Annotated in this window: 11 protein-coding genes and 1 pseudogene; 4 read left to right on the forward strand and 8 right to left on the reverse strand. The window is 48.8% G+C overall.

Features of this window, described 5'->3' with window-relative positions; genetic code table 11:
- Positions 1 to 467 precede the first annotated feature (467 nt).
- From RF679_RS13555 to RF679_RS13575, 5 genes are all read right to left on the reverse strand, one after another.
- Positions 468 to 3,491, reverse strand: a complete 3,024-nt coding sequence (locus RF679_RS13555; protein ID WP_309481166.1) for a S9 family peptidase — start codon at positions 3,489 to 3,491, stop codon at positions 468 to 470.
- Positions 3,492 to 3,779: 288 nt separating this feature from the next.
- Positions 3,780 to 5,171 (reverse strand): alpha/beta hydrolase family protein, encoded by a 1,392-nt coding sequence (locus RF679_RS13560; protein ID WP_309481167.1) that lies wholly within the window; start codon positions 5,169 to 5,171, stop codon positions 3,780 to 3,782.
- Between the two features lie 346 nt (positions 5,172 to 5,517).
- Positions 5,518 to 6,615 (reverse strand): DUF5694 domain-containing protein, encoded by a 1,098-nt coding sequence (locus tag RF679_RS13565; protein WP_309481168.1) that lies wholly within the window; start codon positions 6,613 to 6,615, stop codon positions 5,518 to 5,520.
- Between the two features lie 179 nt (positions 6,616 to 6,794).
- The gene (locus tag RF679_RS13570) at positions 6,795 to 8,405 is read right to left on the reverse strand and encodes a putative ABC transporter permease subunit (RefSeq protein WP_309481169.1); all 1,611 of its coding nucleotides are present in this window, start codon (positions 8,403 to 8,405) and stop codon (positions 6,795 to 6,797) included.
- Positions 8,402 to 9,196, reverse strand: coding sequence for an ABC transporter ATP-binding protein (locus RF679_RS13575; RefSeq protein WP_309481170.1), 795 nt, complete (start codon positions 9,194 to 9,196; stop codon positions 8,402 to 8,404). Before RF679_RS13575 ends, RF679_RS13570 begins: the two co-directional genes overlap by 4 nt.
- A gap of 181 nt (positions 9,197 to 9,377) precedes the next feature.
- Here RF679_RS13575 and RF679_RS13580 point away from each other — a divergent pair, with 181 nt between their 5' ends.
- Both RF679_RS13580 and RF679_RS13585 read left to right on the forward strand, forming a co-directional pair.
- Positions 9,378 to 10,271: a hypothetical protein gene (locus tag RF679_RS13580; protein ID WP_309481171.1), complete on the forward strand. Its 894-nt coding sequence runs from the start codon at positions 9,378 to 9,380 to the stop codon at positions 10,269 to 10,271.
- Between the two features lie 394 nt (positions 10,272 to 10,665).
- Positions 10,666 to 12,600 carry a Xaa-Pro dipeptidyl-peptidase gene (locus tag RF679_RS13585; RefSeq protein ID WP_309481172.1) on the forward strand — a complete coding sequence of 645 codons (1,935 nt, stop codon included), beginning with the start codon at positions 10,666 to 10,668 and terminating at the stop codon, positions 12,598 to 12,600.
- A 211-nt stretch (positions 12,601 to 12,811) separates the two neighbouring features.
- On the opposite strand, the gene RF679_RS13590 is transcribed toward RF679_RS13585, so the two are convergent.
- Together RF679_RS13590 and RF679_RS18930 are read right to left on the reverse strand one after the other, a co-directional pair.
- Complete coding sequence (locus RF679_RS13590; RefSeq protein WP_373921781.1) at positions 12,812 to 13,252, reverse strand: glutathione S-transferase family protein; 441 nt, start codon at positions 13,250 to 13,252, stop codon at positions 12,812 to 12,814.
- 42 nt (positions 13,253 to 13,294) lie between these two features.
- Positions 13,295 to 13,426: pseudogene (locus RF679_RS18930) on the reverse strand (thioredoxin domain-containing protein); the annotation flags it as partial.
- A gap of 206 nt (positions 13,427 to 13,632) precedes the next feature.
- Between RF679_RS18930 and RF679_RS13595 the strand changes: the two are divergent.
- Positions 13,633 to 14,136 (forward strand): Lrp/AsnC family transcriptional regulator, encoded by a 504-nt coding sequence (locus tag RF679_RS13595; protein WP_309481174.1) that lies wholly within the window; start codon positions 13,633 to 13,635, stop codon positions 14,134 to 14,136.
- Between the two features lie 34 nt (positions 14,137 to 14,170).
- On the opposite strand, the gene RF679_RS13600 is transcribed toward RF679_RS13595, so the two are convergent.
- Positions 14,171 to 15,085, reverse strand: a complete 915-nt coding sequence (locus tag RF679_RS13600; RefSeq protein ID WP_309481175.1) for an MBL fold metallo-hydrolase — start codon at positions 15,083 to 15,085, stop codon at positions 14,171 to 14,173.
- Positions 15,086 to 15,473: 388 nt separating this feature from the next.
- Between RF679_RS13600 and RF679_RS13605 the strand changes: the two genes are divergently transcribed.
- A complete protein-coding gene (locus tag RF679_RS13605; RefSeq protein WP_309481176.1) occupies positions 15,474 to 16,802 on the forward strand; it encodes an NAD(P)/FAD-dependent oxidoreductase in 1,329 nt (442 codons plus the stop codon).
- Positions 16,803 to 16,819 lie beyond the last annotated feature (17 nt).

Here is a 16,819-nt window from a genome sequence, read left to right on the forward strand (position 1 = left end):
CAACGATTTTTACGCTCATACTCGCTGAGTCATTCTCTGTCGTGCAGCTGATCTCAAAAACGAGCAAAAGCTATGCCATGATGGGCTGTTCGACACTCATATCAAGGATCGCTACCGACTAAAATTTTCCGATCGATTGTTTCGTGACCTTACCTTATCTTTCTCAATCCTTTCTCAATCCTTTCTCAAAACTTTCTCAATCCTTTCTCAAAACTTTCTCAATCCTTTCTCAAAACTTTCTCAATCCTTTCTCAAAACTTTCTCAAAACTTTCTCAAAACTTTCTCAAACCTTCCTTTCGCATTGATTACACTGATTTCTGAGCAAAAAAAAACGCACCTCATTTGAGGTGCGTCGTCGATACCATCGCGCGGCGTGCGGACTACATCAATCTACCTCTTGTATTTCAGTTGAGAAGCCTAAGCTTCATAGCCTCAACTCAGAAACAAGTAGCAAATAGATCCATCCTTACTTCGTCTCCGTCTTTTGTGCTTTGTCAGATTTATCGGCCTTTTCAGCCGCTGAAGATTTATCTGTTTTTTCGTCTTTATCGTCTTTCTGAGACTTCGCCACCGGCGCCAACATCGCAGCACGTTCTTTCAGATGCTCATCCATCTTCAACCATGAAACGCCGTTACGCATCCATTCAGGCGCAACCGTATCCTTCAAATGGAAATCAAAAAACTCCTTCATCCTTTGCATGTAGTCCTTCTGATTTGGCTTCTTCGCCAGACCATGATTCTCACCAGGATACTCCAGCATGATGACGTCTTTACCAGCACGACGCAGCGTATTGAAGTACTCAACGCCTTGCGTATAGTCGACCGCCCCATCTGCATCGTTTTGCAGCATCAATAACGGTGTGCTGACGTTTTTAGCGAAGAACACTGGGCTATTTCTGACATAGGCTTCCCAGTTATCGTTATACGCACCGAGGAAACGACCTTGGCTGCTTTCAAAAATAGCTTGATTCGTTCCACCAGAGTTTTTGTAAACCAAGCTGTACATACTGATCATATTGGTCAAGGCTGCGCCGGCTGCCGCAGCTTTGAAAGCATTGGTTTGCGTAATCAAGAAAGAGGTTTGATAGCCACCCCAGCTATGCCCCTGCAGGCCCACTCGTTTTCCATCGACGATGCCGGTATTGATCGCGGCTTGTAGAGCGGGCAGTACACTCTCTTTGGCACTCATGCCAGGATCATTCAAACGGTATGTAATATCCGGCATCAAAACCGCATACCCATTGCTGGTGTACAGGCTGCGGTTGAAACCATTACCCGACAGACCAGGAGCCACATAAGAATGCAAGGTTTGGCTCAATTTCTCATAGATGTACACCACCGTTGGGTAGGCCTTACCAGCTTGATAGTTCGCCGGCAAGAACAAGGCTGCTTGCAACTTCTTACCATCGGTACCGACGTAATCAATCAAACGCGCACCAGAACCCAGCGTAAATTTTTTCTCTTGTTCTGTGAGGTCGGTTAACTTGCGCCCCGAGGCGATTTGATTGTCGCCGACATACACATCAGGTGCTATGGTCGCCGTTTCTTTTGACCATACAAAGACGTCCGCTTTTTCCGCTTTCAGCAAACGGCGATAGTTAACGTCCTCAAAGGCCAAGCGCTTCGCGTTACCGTTCGGATCCACGCGCAAGAAGCCAGCCTTCTTATTCCATTCTCCATACGCACTGAAATACTGAGGCTTACTCAAATCGATACCGCGCTCATTTGGGTCAAGCGTGTAGCGACGCTGATAACGTACTTGCTCGCGTTTTCCGTCCTGCGTTAGCATCACCGCTTTGCTACCGTCAGCCGGCACTTTCCAGATGTCCCATCCATCGCTCAACAAAACGGATTTGCTATCGCTGCTCCAGCCAAACGGTTGCACTGGTGGTTTGTCGACGTTGTGGTCATCTTCGGTGTCGATGAAACTGGTCGACAGAGCCGCCGTCAGATTATGTGTCTTACCGCTGCTCAATTCAGTGCTAAAGAAATGTCCATCGTTATAGTGCAGATAGTAACGACCATCTTGCGACATGCCAAAACTCCAACGCGCTTGCTTTTGCAACAGACGACGTTCGCCGGTCTTCAAATTCAAGGCATAAACATCGGCATAACGACGGCCATCCATGCTCGCCTGACGTTGGTATTGGCTATCGTCTTGTCCAAGCGCCCACTCGCCCGCCAAAGGCAGTGAAACTTGGGTAAGATTGTCGTCACCGAGACGAATGAATTTATTTTCAGTGACACGATAGATCGCTGCAGAAGAACGTTTTTTGTCGATCTCTTGCTGTACTTTTTGCTGGGTCGGCAAGCGTTTATCTTGATGATGCCACAGGACTAAATTCGCTTTGTCGTCTGCCTCAGGATCTTTCTTCTCGTCTTTTGGCTTCTTCTTGACGTCCTTGATGCCAAAAGAAATCCACGCGAAGTCACGACTCCAACGTGGCAGTGCGTCGCTTGAGATCGTCATATCGGTCGGGAAGTCTTTTAACTTGCTCGGTTCAATCACTGTTTTTTGGAATTCATTGGATTCCCAGCGGAAGCCCAGTGCACTCCACAATTTATCTTGGTAGGCTTTGTCTTCAACACCTTTGAGCACCGTGATGCCATCACCCTTGTCGGTCCACATCAATTTTTCGTAATTGGCTTCGCCGTCATCGAGTACTTTCGACACGCCGGTGCTGAGGGTCATCAACATCAGACCGTTACCGGACTTATCGTTGGCATCGATGGTGTAGGCAAGGAATCGGCCTTGTTTGTCGAAACCAAATTCCGCCACGTTACCGATATTTTGAGAGCTGCCAGAAGCTAAGTTCCGCAAAATCAAATCGCTGCCTTTCGGACGGCTTGGTGTAGCACTCGCCCCCGCCGCGCCTCCAGTTGGCGCCGGTGTTGCTGGCGCTGCAGATGCGGCACCTTCAGCAGCGTCCTTATGCATCGCGATCCATTGGCCGCCCTCTTTCGGGAAAGCGAATTTCTTCACTTTATCGAGTACGGTCGCCTTACCTGTTTTGAGATCCACCAAGCTCAGTTTGGTCGGCGTTGGTTTCTTGGCTTTCTTGGCTGCGTCTTGATCCTTTTTGGTCATGAAACTGGTGAAGGCCATCCATTGCCCATCGGCCGAGAATTCAATCGCGCCATTACCCTGCCCGTCCGCGAATTTGTATTCTTCTTTCCCTTCCACCGATTTGACCACCACGCTAGAGTCGCCATCGGCTGCCGCCAAACGCCAAGCGACCCACTTACCATTGGGAGATATCGCTACGGTGGTGACAGATTGCCACGCCGCCATATCGATAATGTCGACTGCCTTGGCCGGTGCGCTGTTATCCTTGCCCGCCTTAGGGTCTTTTAACGCAACCGCAGTGGTCTCAGTTTTTGCTTGCCCGATAAGATCATCGGTAGCGGCAGCAACATTCAAGGAACTCGATAACAGTCCAGCACTGGCTAAAAAGAAACTCAAGCCCGCTAAAGGAAACTTCTTTTGCATATAGATCTCCACGATCAATGTGAGTGAAATAGTGTGATGCAGGTGTTCATGCATGATTTGGTGAGACATCCCAAGAAAGTGGCTTCAGAGATTTAGGATGTCGTCGTGCAGCGATTGGAACAAGAGTAATGAAAGAAGTTCCATTGTCGTCGAATAAAGCTGCCTCGCGAACAAAAAAATTCAGGCAGCTGCATGCTTTTATGGTTGCGATGCAGCAAAAAAAGACAAACAAAAAGCGCAGCTCACAATATTCGTAAGCTGCGCTTTCTTGATTGAGATGAAGAGCGATTATTTTTTACTGATCTTCAATTGTTTCACCAACCAATCAGACATCGTATTCAGAGCCAAAGGTGACACGCTTTCTTCGATCTTATCGTATTCAGAAAACGCGCCTGTGGTACTGGTTTGGAATAAGTGATTCAGTTTCGGTAATTCGATCGCAGTGAGATTTTTATTCGCCTTCATTGCGTGACGAATCCCAACCAAATTGCTCTTCGCGTTAACTTGGAAATCGAGTTCACCGTTCAAAGCTAAAGTTGGTTGTGTCACTTTCGCCAAATTATCTTGCGGCTGCATACGAATGAAAGTCAAGAACCATGGCGAAGTCATCATTTTGATTTCCGCTTGAATTTCGTTCTCTTTCATGTTGCCACCACTGGTCAACAGGTCTCGCATTTTCGTGCGCAAGGCATCGACATCTTTTTCAGCCAACATGAGGTCATACAATTTTCTAGATTTTGCCGCTGCCTGTTCTGCTTGTGCGGCCTTGCCTTCTAACTTTTCGCCATCGCGCACCTGTTCCACCATCAACTGATCGATCGCAATACCTGGGCCGCCCAGCAGCACAATGAAAGCAGTTTGTTTGTCGCGGCTCGCAACGATAGGAGCGATCAAACCACCCTCTGAGTGTCCAATCAGGCCAACTCGTTTACCGTCAACCTGCGGCAATTTACTCATGTATTGCAGCGCTGCCTGTGCATCATCGGCGAAGTCATAAGTCGTCGCCGTTTTGTAAGCACCTTTCGAAGCACCCACACCGCGTTTGTCATAACGTAAGACTGCCACACCTTTTTTGCACAGATGATCGGCGATCACCGTAAAAATTTCGTGACCAAACAATTCTTCCTTGCGGTTATTCGGTCCAGAACCATGCACTAAAACCGCACCTGGAAATGGGCCTTTGCCAGTCGGAACGCACATGGTGCCAGCGAAGCTGGTACTGTTATCCAACCCCAAGAATTGAATCTCCGTTTCACTATAGGTCGGCTTCGCATTTTTGATGGCTTCGACTTGTGGACGATTCTTTTTCATAGGCACGGGTGCTTCGCCTTTTTGTGCTGCCAAGTCAAGCTTCATCGTTTGCCCTGCTTGAGACCATTCTCCACGCCATTGCTGCGCTGCTTGATCCCAGCTCGCCTTGTAACTCGCACCAAGACCACTGATCGCAAACTCCATCTTGTTATCTTCCAGCGTCATGCTGTCCGCCATCAAGACTGCATTACCTTGATCGATACTGATCAATTTCACTTGTGACTTACCATCGTCCGCTTTATTGATTTGCACACGAATGCGCAGAGACCCCATCAAGGTCCCCAACCAGTCACCATAAGGCTGTTCGGCCAAGGCCGAGCCACTCAACAAGACCAAGCTCGATGCCAGTAATACTTTTGTCAATTTCATTTTTCACTCCACCATTCGGGTTCATTTGATTCGAAAAACCGCTTTGTTGGCATCCCGTTCGGCCCCCTGTGCAAAGCTCTAACATGGCAACAGTCTACGTCTTTCAGTGTTCGAAGAAAGCGCTAAACGTACGAAACGGGAAAAACTCGTCACGAAATTCAGAAACTGTGTATTGAGCAATTCACGCAATTGGTGCGGCAACAGCCATTTTAGATTTATAACTAAGCTTTTTGCCAGAGTCGCCTAGACATAAATCGAATCAAAATATAAAAGCGGCCACCGATGGAAATCGCTGACCGCTTATGTTGCTTATAAATTAATCAGCCCCTCTGTAGAGCGCCGCTATCTATTTCAACAAAGTATCACCCACATGGACTTTGACGTCGTGCATCATATCCAAATAAGCTTCATAGTAAGGCTTATGCGAAACACCGACGATCGCTAGAGTACGTTTGCCTGGGGCCATCCCCATCACATCGCGAATATTCGACACCATACGCAAATTACGTGTTTCCCAATAACCGAGATATTGGCGACCATAGTGTTTGGATGAGCCTTCATTCATCGCTGCACCAAAATCAGAACCAAAAATCAAAGGATACAAAGACGTGCTGTTATAACCTCTGTACATCTGCAGCACTTCCTCAGGGCTATGCGTGAGTTTCTCTAGCTTGTCCTGCACGATGCGACGCTTGGCGCCCACAGTATTATTCCAGGCCTTGGAAATCGCTTCGTTTGCACCCTTCTCGTCTTCGGCGCTACTGGGTCCTGAATCAGCGGTATGATCATCGACCGAATAGATTCTTTCGAGGCCAAGACGTACTGCAAGTGGAACGGCGATTTGAATATTCTCGTTCATGGAGGTCTTCATTTTTTCCAATCGCTGCATCAGTGCGTCATCGATGCCATCGCCGACGCGTCGCTCACTCTCAGCTAACTTCAGCCATTGCACCAGTGCGGAAGGTCCTTCGCCTGCCGCTAAGAACAAGGCAGCGAGATGACGTCGTTGTGCTGCGCTAGCCTCCTTGGATAAATTGGGTAATTGTTTCTCGATTTCAGCGGTCGCAGCGGGCACATCCAAGCCTGTTGCACGCTGCGCATCGCTGGTATCTGGGCAATATGATTTAACGGTATCGGCATAACGGAACTGATAGCGTTTCATATGGTCACACTGCACACCAGAGATTTTTTCGATGGCGATGATTTCAGGTTTCCACGCCTCCATTTTCTCCACGACTAAGCGCAAATGACTGGCGGAGAAATCTTTCGAAAATTCTGAGAGATGCGGTGTTCCCAGCACAAAAACTTGATTCATTGGTCCCTGCTTCGGACCTTTTAATTTGTTAGGCTCAAACTTCGTCTGCGCCACTGCACTACAAGCGATGCTCAAAGCTACAGGAACCATCAAGGCGACAAGTGCTGTGCGTATCAATGTGTGTTTCATGATCTCTCCTCCTTTTATTGAATGACGGGTTCAGTTCTGTATCGAACATGGCGCAAGAATAAAACAAGCATAAGATGGGCGGATTGAAATTGAGACAAACTGCGCAATTTGCACCGTAGAATGAAAAAAAACGCCTGTGTTTGAATCACAGGCGTTTCTGCTTTCAGTTCAAAATAAAACTAGTGTTCGATTTTGAATACCCAAGCAAGCAGTAAACTCAGTAGAGCGACTGCCACCGAAACCAAGGCCCACCATCCGAGCGTAGCCGCCAAATAGACCGAACCAGCCCAAGCAAAGCTATTGATCTTTTCCAGCAAAGTTAAGCCAACACTGCCATTGGCGCGACGTTGAAAATCACTACGGTCGGCTGGGCGAGCCATCCACAAGTTAATCAGCGCGATATTGTGCATGGCAGCGATACTGCCTAGTAAGGTCAACAGTGCGACCAGCCAATCTGTTGTTGCCAAATACAGCAAAGGCCCGAGGATCAACAACAAAGCAGGACTGCTCGCGGCAAGGACTTTGGCGCGCCGAATATGGCTTTGTGGCGCTGGCGAAATGCGCAACAGATCAGTCGCTTGCTCGCCAGAAATCATGACCCAGATTAATGATGAAGCCAACAAGGCTGACAGCACAGTCATACCGGCCGCCGCACTAGGTGCCAACATGCCTTTACGGAAGATCACAAAAAATAGCGGCAGCATATACAAAATCTGCAAACCAATTTGCGAAATCAATTGCGGATCACGTGCGATTAAGCGCCATTCTTTGAGTACGACATTCCATGTCAAACCGCGTGCGAATGGTTTTCGCGTGATCGCTGTTTGTACTTGTACGCTGACTTTCGGACGCGCTGCAGCCGTACTTTGTTGGACGCCGATGACAAAGAATCGATGCAAACGTTGCGATACCAACATAAAACTCATCACAGCAAGTCCGCACAGTATGAGCAAGGCGGCTGTAGAGCCCAAGAGCGCTTGACCTGGCACCCACAACAAACTATCTGCCGCTAACATCTGACCATCTTCGAACAAAGGCAAAAGCTTACTAGCAACGCCGTCGCGTACCGATTTCCCAAGATTGCCCCACATCTGTGAAAGCAAGAAAAAGACCGCTCCAACAAATGCACTCAGCAACTGTGCCACAACGCGTGTTTTTCGAACCCCAAGCCAGCGCACCAAATTCAAAGTCATCGTCATCGCTAATGACGCACTGATCACAGCCAAGGAAATGAGCGTCGGATAAATCGCGAACCAGTGAAACTGCCCGAGAATCAGTCCGAGGTGGGCGAAGGGTGCGAAGAAAAAAAGAAATACTAAGGAAACGCCTGCAGCGATCCCTGCAACGCGCACTTGGAAGATGGTCTTGGAAGGAATCGGTGAGGATAACAGCAGATCTAGATCCCCACGCTCAAACAACGCGGCCACACTTTTACTGAGAGATGTCGACAGCAGCAAGGTAAATACGCCATACAAGATGAGTCCCAAAATGATCGTCACTTTGGGTGAAAATTTGCCTGTATCGGCGGGAATCAAACGCAGCAAGCCCCATGCTGCGAGGTGAAGAAGTATCTGAATTAGAATAATTCCGATAATAGAAGCGGCCCCAAGTCCTCGTCTATTGTGCTTCTTTTTACCATCATCTTTTGTGCTCTTTTCATAGAAATAGAGACGCAGTTCATGACGCAAGAGCCACAAAAAACTTCCGACCTTGAAGATGGACGAAGCCTTCAACGTTTTCCCGTAGTGGATCTCAGTAGCGTCATTGCTTTCAGCAACTTCAAGCTTCATACTGCACTCCCGGTCAACTCTAGGAAAAGATCTTCCAAAGTTTTAGAGCCATGTTGGCTTTGTTCGCGCAACTCCGCCAAGCTACCCTCAACCAGTAATTTGCCGTTTTGAATAATGCCGATACGCTCTGCAAGACGTTCTGCTACGTCCAAAATATGCGTGGTTAGAATCACCGTGCCGCCACGCTTCACATGTTCGAGCAAGAGATCTTTGACCTGCCGACCTGCAGCCACATCGAGGCCCGTTAAAGGCTCGTCCAAAATAATCAAATCAGGTTCATGAATCAAGGCGCCCGCTAAGGCCAGCTTTTGCTTCATCCCCCGCGAGAAGCCCTCGGTCAATTCATGCGCGTGCTTTAGAAGGTCAAGCCATTCCAACAAATGAAGCGCCCGCTGTTGGGCCAGGTGCGGCTCTATGCCCCACAAGCCCGCAACAAATTCCAAATATTCGAAGGGCTTTAGTTTGTTGTACAGCATTGGGTCGTCGGGTAAATACGCTAACTTGCTCTTCGCACCGGCTGGATCCTTCGCCAAATCGACGCCGAGTATTTCTACAGTGCCTTGGTCCGGTAATAGCAAACCTGCGATCATGCGTAAGGTGGTTGACTTGCCAGCACCGTTCGGCCCAAGCAGTGCATAAAATTCGCCGCGTTTGATGTGTAAATCGAGATGATCAACCGCCGGCCTATCGAAGGTCTTGCATAAATTCGTCAAACGCAAGGCAGGAAGTGATGACTCCAACGACGCTTGAGCAGCGCTAGAAACTGAATGAGAAGCATTGGATTCAAACATAGTTATTCTCTTTATTGTGTAAGCAAGTGAATTTCAGGGACTACCGAACACACAAGATGTCTCAATTCACCGTTCCAAAAGTGGACAAACAGTTGAGATCTTGCGTAGCTTGCCGTTATTATGGCAACACCACATGCATCAAGATGCAAAAAACATCACACTAACAGATCAGATTCACAAAATGAAGAGGCTTTTACAGATCGTTCTCCTTGCTTGTCTGCTGCCACTCAGTGCTCTGAGCTCTGGCGCCGAGACACAACAACGCGCTGTGCGCGTGCTCGACCTCGAAAGCACTGATGATCCCATCGCCAAATATGCCACTGATGTACTGCGTTTAGCCTTAAAGAAAAGTGGATCGAACTACCAACTACAGAAACAAAGTAAAAATCGACCACCACAAGTGCGGGTCATCGAAGAGCTCTCGCATGGGCAAGGTGAAGTCGATGTAATGTGGACCATCACCAGCAAAGAACGCGAACAGCAATTGCTACCAATTCGGATTCCCATCGACAAGGGTCTCATGGGCTGGCGCATTAGTTTCATCCGTGATGGAGAACAAGCCAGTTTCGACAAACTATCTTCGCTGACAGACTTGAGCAAACTGCGCGGTGGCCAAGGCTATTTTTGGCCGGATACCAATATCCTTCAAAACAACGGCCTTCAAGTCGTGACCGGCACGGCTTCTGCGCTGCCAAGCATGTTAGAACAAACGCGTTTTGATTATTTCCCTCGCTCCATCATCGAAATTTGGAATGAGCAAAGCAATTTTGCCAATTATAAAATCGCCGTCGAACAAAGTTTCGTATTACGTTATCCCGCAGCGATGTATTTTTTCGTAGCACCTGATAATCGTGAACTCGCCGCGGTGATCGAGCGAGGTTTGGAAAGAGCAATCCAAGATGGGAGCTTTGATACGCTTTTCAAAACCTATTGTCGACCGTTTTTGCAAAAGGCCAAATTACATCGCCGCCGCATCCTTGAGCTCAAAAATCCTCTACTGCCACAAAGCATGTTGCCCTTAGATCGACCTGAATTGTGGATCTCGGAAGCAGACATTGCGAATGCATCGCGTTAAAAACTCCATCTGCTTGCAGGTCTCTTTGATATGAGCACCTCGCACTGAGCGATCCCATGCTGAGTTTGCGAACTCAGGATCGATGCTTATTTTGAGATTCAGTTTACCAAGCATGCAAATTGCCGGTCCGGCCGACTAAAGAAACTACGCATACTGACCATGAGCTCAACAGCTGCCCACATTATGTTCTGGCAGTCCCAATTGATGAACAAGTTGCAGCGCTGAAGATGTTTCAATCTCTTTAGAAAACTGGCTCAAATTTGCCGCGAAGAAAATCTGAAACAACTCAAAAACTTTTATTCGCTTTTAAGCACAAATTTCCTCACCAAATATTCAGTGCCTCGTCTTACACTCGCGTTTCCAATAAAAATTTCAAAACAGGAAAGACAAAATAATGCGAAAACACAGTGAGCCTCAGCACCAAAGCATCAAACTCTTTACTCTCGCAACCAGCCTCGTATTGCTACAGGCTTGCGGCGGTGGTTCAAGTGCCCCCAGCACCAGTACTCCGGTAGTGGTCACACCACCTAAAACACTGCCCGTGTTTGTCGACGGACAAGCACAACTAGTTGCTGGATTTCAGGATAAAACACAGTGGATTAAACAAGAACTATGGGTAGAAACCGAATTCGACAGCGACGGCGATGGTAAAAAAGATCGTATGCACGTTGATGTTACACGGCCTCGCCAAACCGATACCGAAAACCTCAAAGTAGCAGTCATCTATGCTAGTTCACCTTACTACGGTGGCGGCATGAGCAATCAAATCATGTGGGACGTCAATCAAGAACTTGGCGGTCCGTTACCACCGCGGGTGTTCAATACACCCGCCGTTTTCCAACCGGTTCGGCCTGTCATTTCAAATGATGAAGTGGACACTTGGGTCCCGCGTGGATTTGCCGTAGTGCACTCGGAAGCGCCCGGCACGGGATTGTCGCAAGGCTGCCCGACAGCCGGTGGCATGCCAGAGGAATACGCCCCCAAAGCCGTCATCGACTGGCTCAACGGTCGCGCCAAAGGCTACACCAGCCGCACCAGTGTCGAGGAGGTTAAGGCAAATTGGAGCACTGGCAAGGTGGGCATGACGGGCACCTCCTATAACGGCACTATCCCACTTTCCGCAGCGACGACGGGAGTTGATGGACTGGAAGTTGTCATTCCCATTGCACCAACTTCTTCCGAGTATCACTACTACCGAAGCAATGGTTTAGTGCGTCACCCCGGTGGTTACCTCGGTGAAGACATTGATCAAATCTACGACTACATTTTTAGTGGTGATCCCGCCTTGCGTCCCTATTGCAATGCAACTTACCGTGATGGTCTGTTCATGGCTAACTTCGATCGAATCAACGGTGATTACAATGCATTCTGGGCCGATCGTGACTTGCTCAATAAAATGGCACGCTACAAAGCACCGACCTTATTCTCCCACGGCCAACACGATTGGAATGTACTCCCAGATCACTCATTGCGGATGTACTACGCGCTCAAGAAAAAAGGCGTGATGACCCAACTCTATCTACACCATGGTGGACACGGCGGTGCCGCTCCATTGGAATTAAGAAATCGATGGTTTTCGCATTATCTATATGGGGTCGACAACGGTGTCGAGAAAGATCAACGCGCCCTGATCGCACGCGAAGGGGTGGATCGATTATTACCGACTGCCTATGCTGATTTTCCTAATCCAGAAGCAGCGCCTATCACGCTCTACTTTGGTGGTGGCGGCAATACTATAGGAAATCTGCAAAGCAATGCCAACAGCATAGGCAGCGTAGAGAAATTCACCGACAATGTCGCCTTCACGGGTGGACAACTCGCGGAGAGCATCAGTTCACCACATCGACTTCTGTATGCGAGCGCTGAATTGAAAAAGCCGCTCCACCTTTCCGGCGCACCACAAATCAAATTGCGCCTCGCCTCCAGTAAAGCGGCCGCCAATCTATCTGTTTGGTTAGTCACATTACCGTTCGACAAAACAAAAGTCGGCTCGGAGGGGATGCAAGGTGTGGTGTCGCGCGGATGGGCAGATCCACAGAATCATGCTGCACTCAAAACAGTTGGAAGTTCAGGTGGCAATTACAACTCCATGCAAGCAGGTACGCCATTAACGCCAGGCACTTTTGTGGAATTGACTTTCGATTTACAAGCCCACGATCGCATTATCCCTGCCGGAAAACGACTTGCGCTGATGATCATGTCAAGTGATCGAGAGTTCACCCTCTGGCCTAAGGCGGGCACCGAACTCAGTATCGACCTAAGTCAATCGCAACTGAGTCTCCCTGTGGTTGGCGGCACCAGTGGTTTCGAAGCGGCTTTTAGACCTTAGTAATAGGTCCGACAATTTGGCTCGAAGAGAACGCGCCTTTTGCTGATTCGTCCGCGTAGTCGATAGGTAAGGAACTCCGTCGCCGTGCAAATGCTCGGTGGCGGAAATCAGCATTCACTCAAGCATATCAATTTTTTAAATGTTGGCTGTCTCTATATTTAATGCCCAATCCACCCCTCATTCGTTCAGCAGCCTTAATTTATCAGTTAGGCTAAAGCAAAAGATAATCGTCATACCATACATGGGGTAATCGCTCTGCTTCTCGCATCCATTCCTGCACAGATTCGCGCCTCAATAGACGATCACTCCAAGCTGCCACCAGCGGAAACATCTCAACATTGTCATGGTGGCGCAGGATGCGAATAAGGCTCGGCACGAAATTCAAATCAGCGAGACTCAACGCTCCACACAAAAAAGATCCTTGGCTTTGTTGTAGCTGATTTTCCCAGACACCAAATAAGAAACTGACCTGGGTTTGTTCTGCCTCACTGAGCTCTCGCTTATCCGGATAGAAGGCGCTTTCGAAAGAAATACGAGGACATATATTTGATAAACCACTATGTTGCCATGCCATTAGGGAACGAGCTCGGGCCCGCAGCATCATCTCCCTTGGCAGCAGAGCGCCATCTGCGCACTCATTTGCAAATTCCATAATCGCCAGTGAATCGAAAATAACTTGGTGGTCGACCACTAGAACAGGTACCGCACCGGGTGGAGAAAATCGCGCGACTTTCTCTAAATTCTTAAACCTTTGAGGGCGCCGTATGTCGACCACTCGCTCCTCAAATTCAATTCCTGCCTCACGCAAAGCGAGCCACGCACGCATTGCCCAACTGGACGCATTTTTAGTCCCAGAATACAAAACACAATTCACTTGCTTCTCCCAATTTCGTCGTAGATAGCTATCCAAGCCAGGCTTCGTAGCAACCGAGAAATTGTAAGCTTACGGCACTGTCGCGGCGCTGCATTATGCGTTCAGTCTACGCAGTTTCGCGGCTTTTTAATTCCAAGTTTCGCCGCTATACTGCTGGCATGAACAATCACCCAAAATCATTGCCAGCAAATAACACGGGCCAACCAGAGATAGATGCCTTCGATCTTTCGATCTTGAAGTCTTTACAAGAAGACTGTCAGCAGAGCTCGCAAGCACTAGCGCAAAAAATCGCTCTCTCGCCGACCGCGATACAAAGACGCATCAAACGTCTTCGAGCAGATGGTGTAATCAAAGCCGAACAGGCTGTACTGGATGCCGAGAAGTTTGGCAGCTACCTTCGATTAATTGTGATGCTACGTCTACAACGCGGTGGACGCGAGATTAACGCCAAGTTCCAACAGAGTTTAAGTGAAATCAAGGAAATACAGCAAAGCTATGCCGTGGCGGGGGAATTCGACTACGTTCTGATGCTGTTAGTGAAAAATATGTCTGACTATGAACGTATCGGTCGTGATTTTTTCCAAAATAATGACATGGTGGAACGCTACCAAACGACGGTTGTGATGGAAGTCCTAGAACAGAGTTTAAAGATACCGCTCTAGGACTATTTGTCATTTTGCGAACCAGCTCGCTAAGCTACTTTTTCTTTTCGGCTTCTTCAGCTAGACGCTTATCAAGATTTTCAATGCCCACTTTGGCCAAATCTTTGCAAGCCCCTGTGTCGACCAATTTATCTTTCCCATCCAAACGCGGCAAGATGTTGCTACCGCCGGTGTGACCTGTAATCAAGATATCACAAGGCTGTGCAGCTAAGCGTTCTGCACTTTGGCGCAAGCTAATGCCTAGGCCATCCGGGGCGGAATACAAATAGTGATCATCGGAGATCGAGCCCAAGCTGTCGGAGAAAACGATCTCATGGCAGACCGAGTTTTCACACTGCTTCCAACGCCATCCTGATCCAGCCGGCGTGTGGCCTGGCATAGGTATATTGTGGAATTGGGTGCCCGCCAATTTCAAAGTCTGCCCATCTTTCACGACACGAAGATTTTTCACTGGACGCATTGGTTTCAGAATTTCAAATTGCGGATCTGTGCGATCAATCTTCCCGGTTGCCATCGCCTTCATTGCTTTTTCGCGCACATACACCACAGCGCCGCTAACTTCCTGCAAGCGAGATACACCACCGACGTGATCATGATGTTCGTGGGTTGTCAAAATGGCGCGGATATCGCGCAGGCGAATGCCCAAATTTTCGAGATTGCGTTTGAGCGTTTCAAACGATTCGTTAGTGCCACTATCGATGACCACGTGGCCTTGCGGACTGGCGATCAAAATCGTGGAAATGCCGCAAGTTCCCACGTACCACGTATTGCCATAGACATGACGCGCTGGTGTCGGCTCATTCCAATCGTCATACGACTTACAAGCACGTTCCTGCTCGCTCAAAACACGCGCCTTGGGCATGACTACACCAGCCTCAGCACAGGCACTCAGACCCAAACCTATCAACGTCGAAACCAAGATACTTGGGACTACAAACTTCTTCAACATACTTTTCCTTATCAATTTGGAGAACCTCACTCGAGGACCGTGCAGAATCGCGGAACGCCATCATACCCGATGTCCGCTGAGTGCTTGGCTCTTTCAGGGCTGTCTTGGTTTAGTGACGATTACTAAGATAGCTTCTACGACGCAATACTTGCCACACGGAACGCATTTCTCCGACGGAAGTACGACCTGACATAAATCAAGAAATGGGAGTAGAATGCATTTTGCAATGCAACAAATTCTCGGCGAATCAGCTCGATCTCGGAGACTTCAAACTCCCCCAGCTGATCCGTAGCGGCATCCAGAGAATCTAGACCGAATGGTGTACTTTCGTACTTGGGCACTCTCCCCTTGCTCCATTCGGTCTAGATTTTTACATACGGAGAAGCCCATGGTCACGCAACATGAAGGAGCACTGCATCAAATAGTCATTGTCGGTGGTGGAGCAGGCGGTCTCGAGCTCGCAGTCAGGCTCGGAAAACGCCTCGGTAAAAAGCGCAAAGCCCGCATCATTTTAGTGGATGCGAGCCGTACCCATTTATGGAAACCGCTTTTGCATCAGGTCGCAGCTGGGACCCTAGATAGCCACGCCGACGAACGCGAGTATTTTGCACTCGCGCGCAGTAAACATTTCGAGTTCCGTTTGGGCCGCATGCAAGGCCTATCACGCGACAAGAAAGAAATCTATCTCGCCCCTACCTTCGACGAAGAAGGCAATGAACTACTCCCGCAACAAGCGATTCACTACGATCAACTGGTGATTGCGCTCGGCAGCCAAACCAACGACTTTGGAACCAAAGGTGCCAAGGAAAACTGCATCATGTTGGACTCCCTTCCTGCCGCCGAAAAATTCCATCAAAAACTCGTCAATTGCTGCCTGCGCGCGCAGACAGTTGAGCAACAAGCTGGCGATGGTCGATTCACCGTGACCATCATCGGTGGCGGCGCTACGGGGGTCGAACTCGCCGCAGAATTGCATATGACGACCAAGATCTTATCGAGCTATGGCCTGGTCAATTTCCATCCTGAAAAAGATCTCAAAATCGTTATCGTCGATGCCTCGCCACGCTTATTGCAAATGTTACCTGAACGTTTGTCGGATTCCGTTGCGAAAGAATTGCGTAGCATCGCGATTGAAATTCACACCAATGAACGCGTGGTGGAAGTGAGCAAGGAAGGCGTGGCCATGGCCAGCGGCAAGTTTATTCCGAGTGGTTTAGTGGTGTGGGCTGCAGGCATCAAAGCCCCAGACTTTTTGCGCGATCTCGATGGCCTTGAAACCAATCGTCTCAACCAACTAGTGGTGCATCAGAATCTACAATCAACGCGTGATCCTGCGATTTTTGCGCTCGGTGATTGCTGTGCTTGTCCACAAGGAGAAGGTCTCGCCAATGTACCGCCGCGCGCCCAATCAGCTCATCAACAAGCGGCCTGTTTAGCTGATTCTTTGTGTCGTGCCATCGACGGCAAATCACTCAAAGATTTCCACTACAAGGATCATGGCTCTTTGGTGTCACTCGGTAATTACAGTACCGTGGGTAGCTTGATGGGAGCGATTGCCAGCGGTTCTGTCTTCATTGAAGGGACCCTGGCGAAATGGATGTATTGGTCGCTGCACAAACATCACCAGGTCGCGGTCAACGGTTGGTTCCACACGTGGTTATCGACGTGGGCGGAAACCATTGATCGCGTCAGAAATCCGCGCATTAAGTTGCACTAAGCGTTGCTGCCATCAAG

The organism is Undibacterium cyanobacteriorum (genome assembly GCF_031326225.1).
Lineage (GTDB): Bacteria > Pseudomonadota > Gammaproteobacteria > Burkholderiales > Burkholderiaceae_D > Undibacterium > Undibacterium cyanobacteriorum.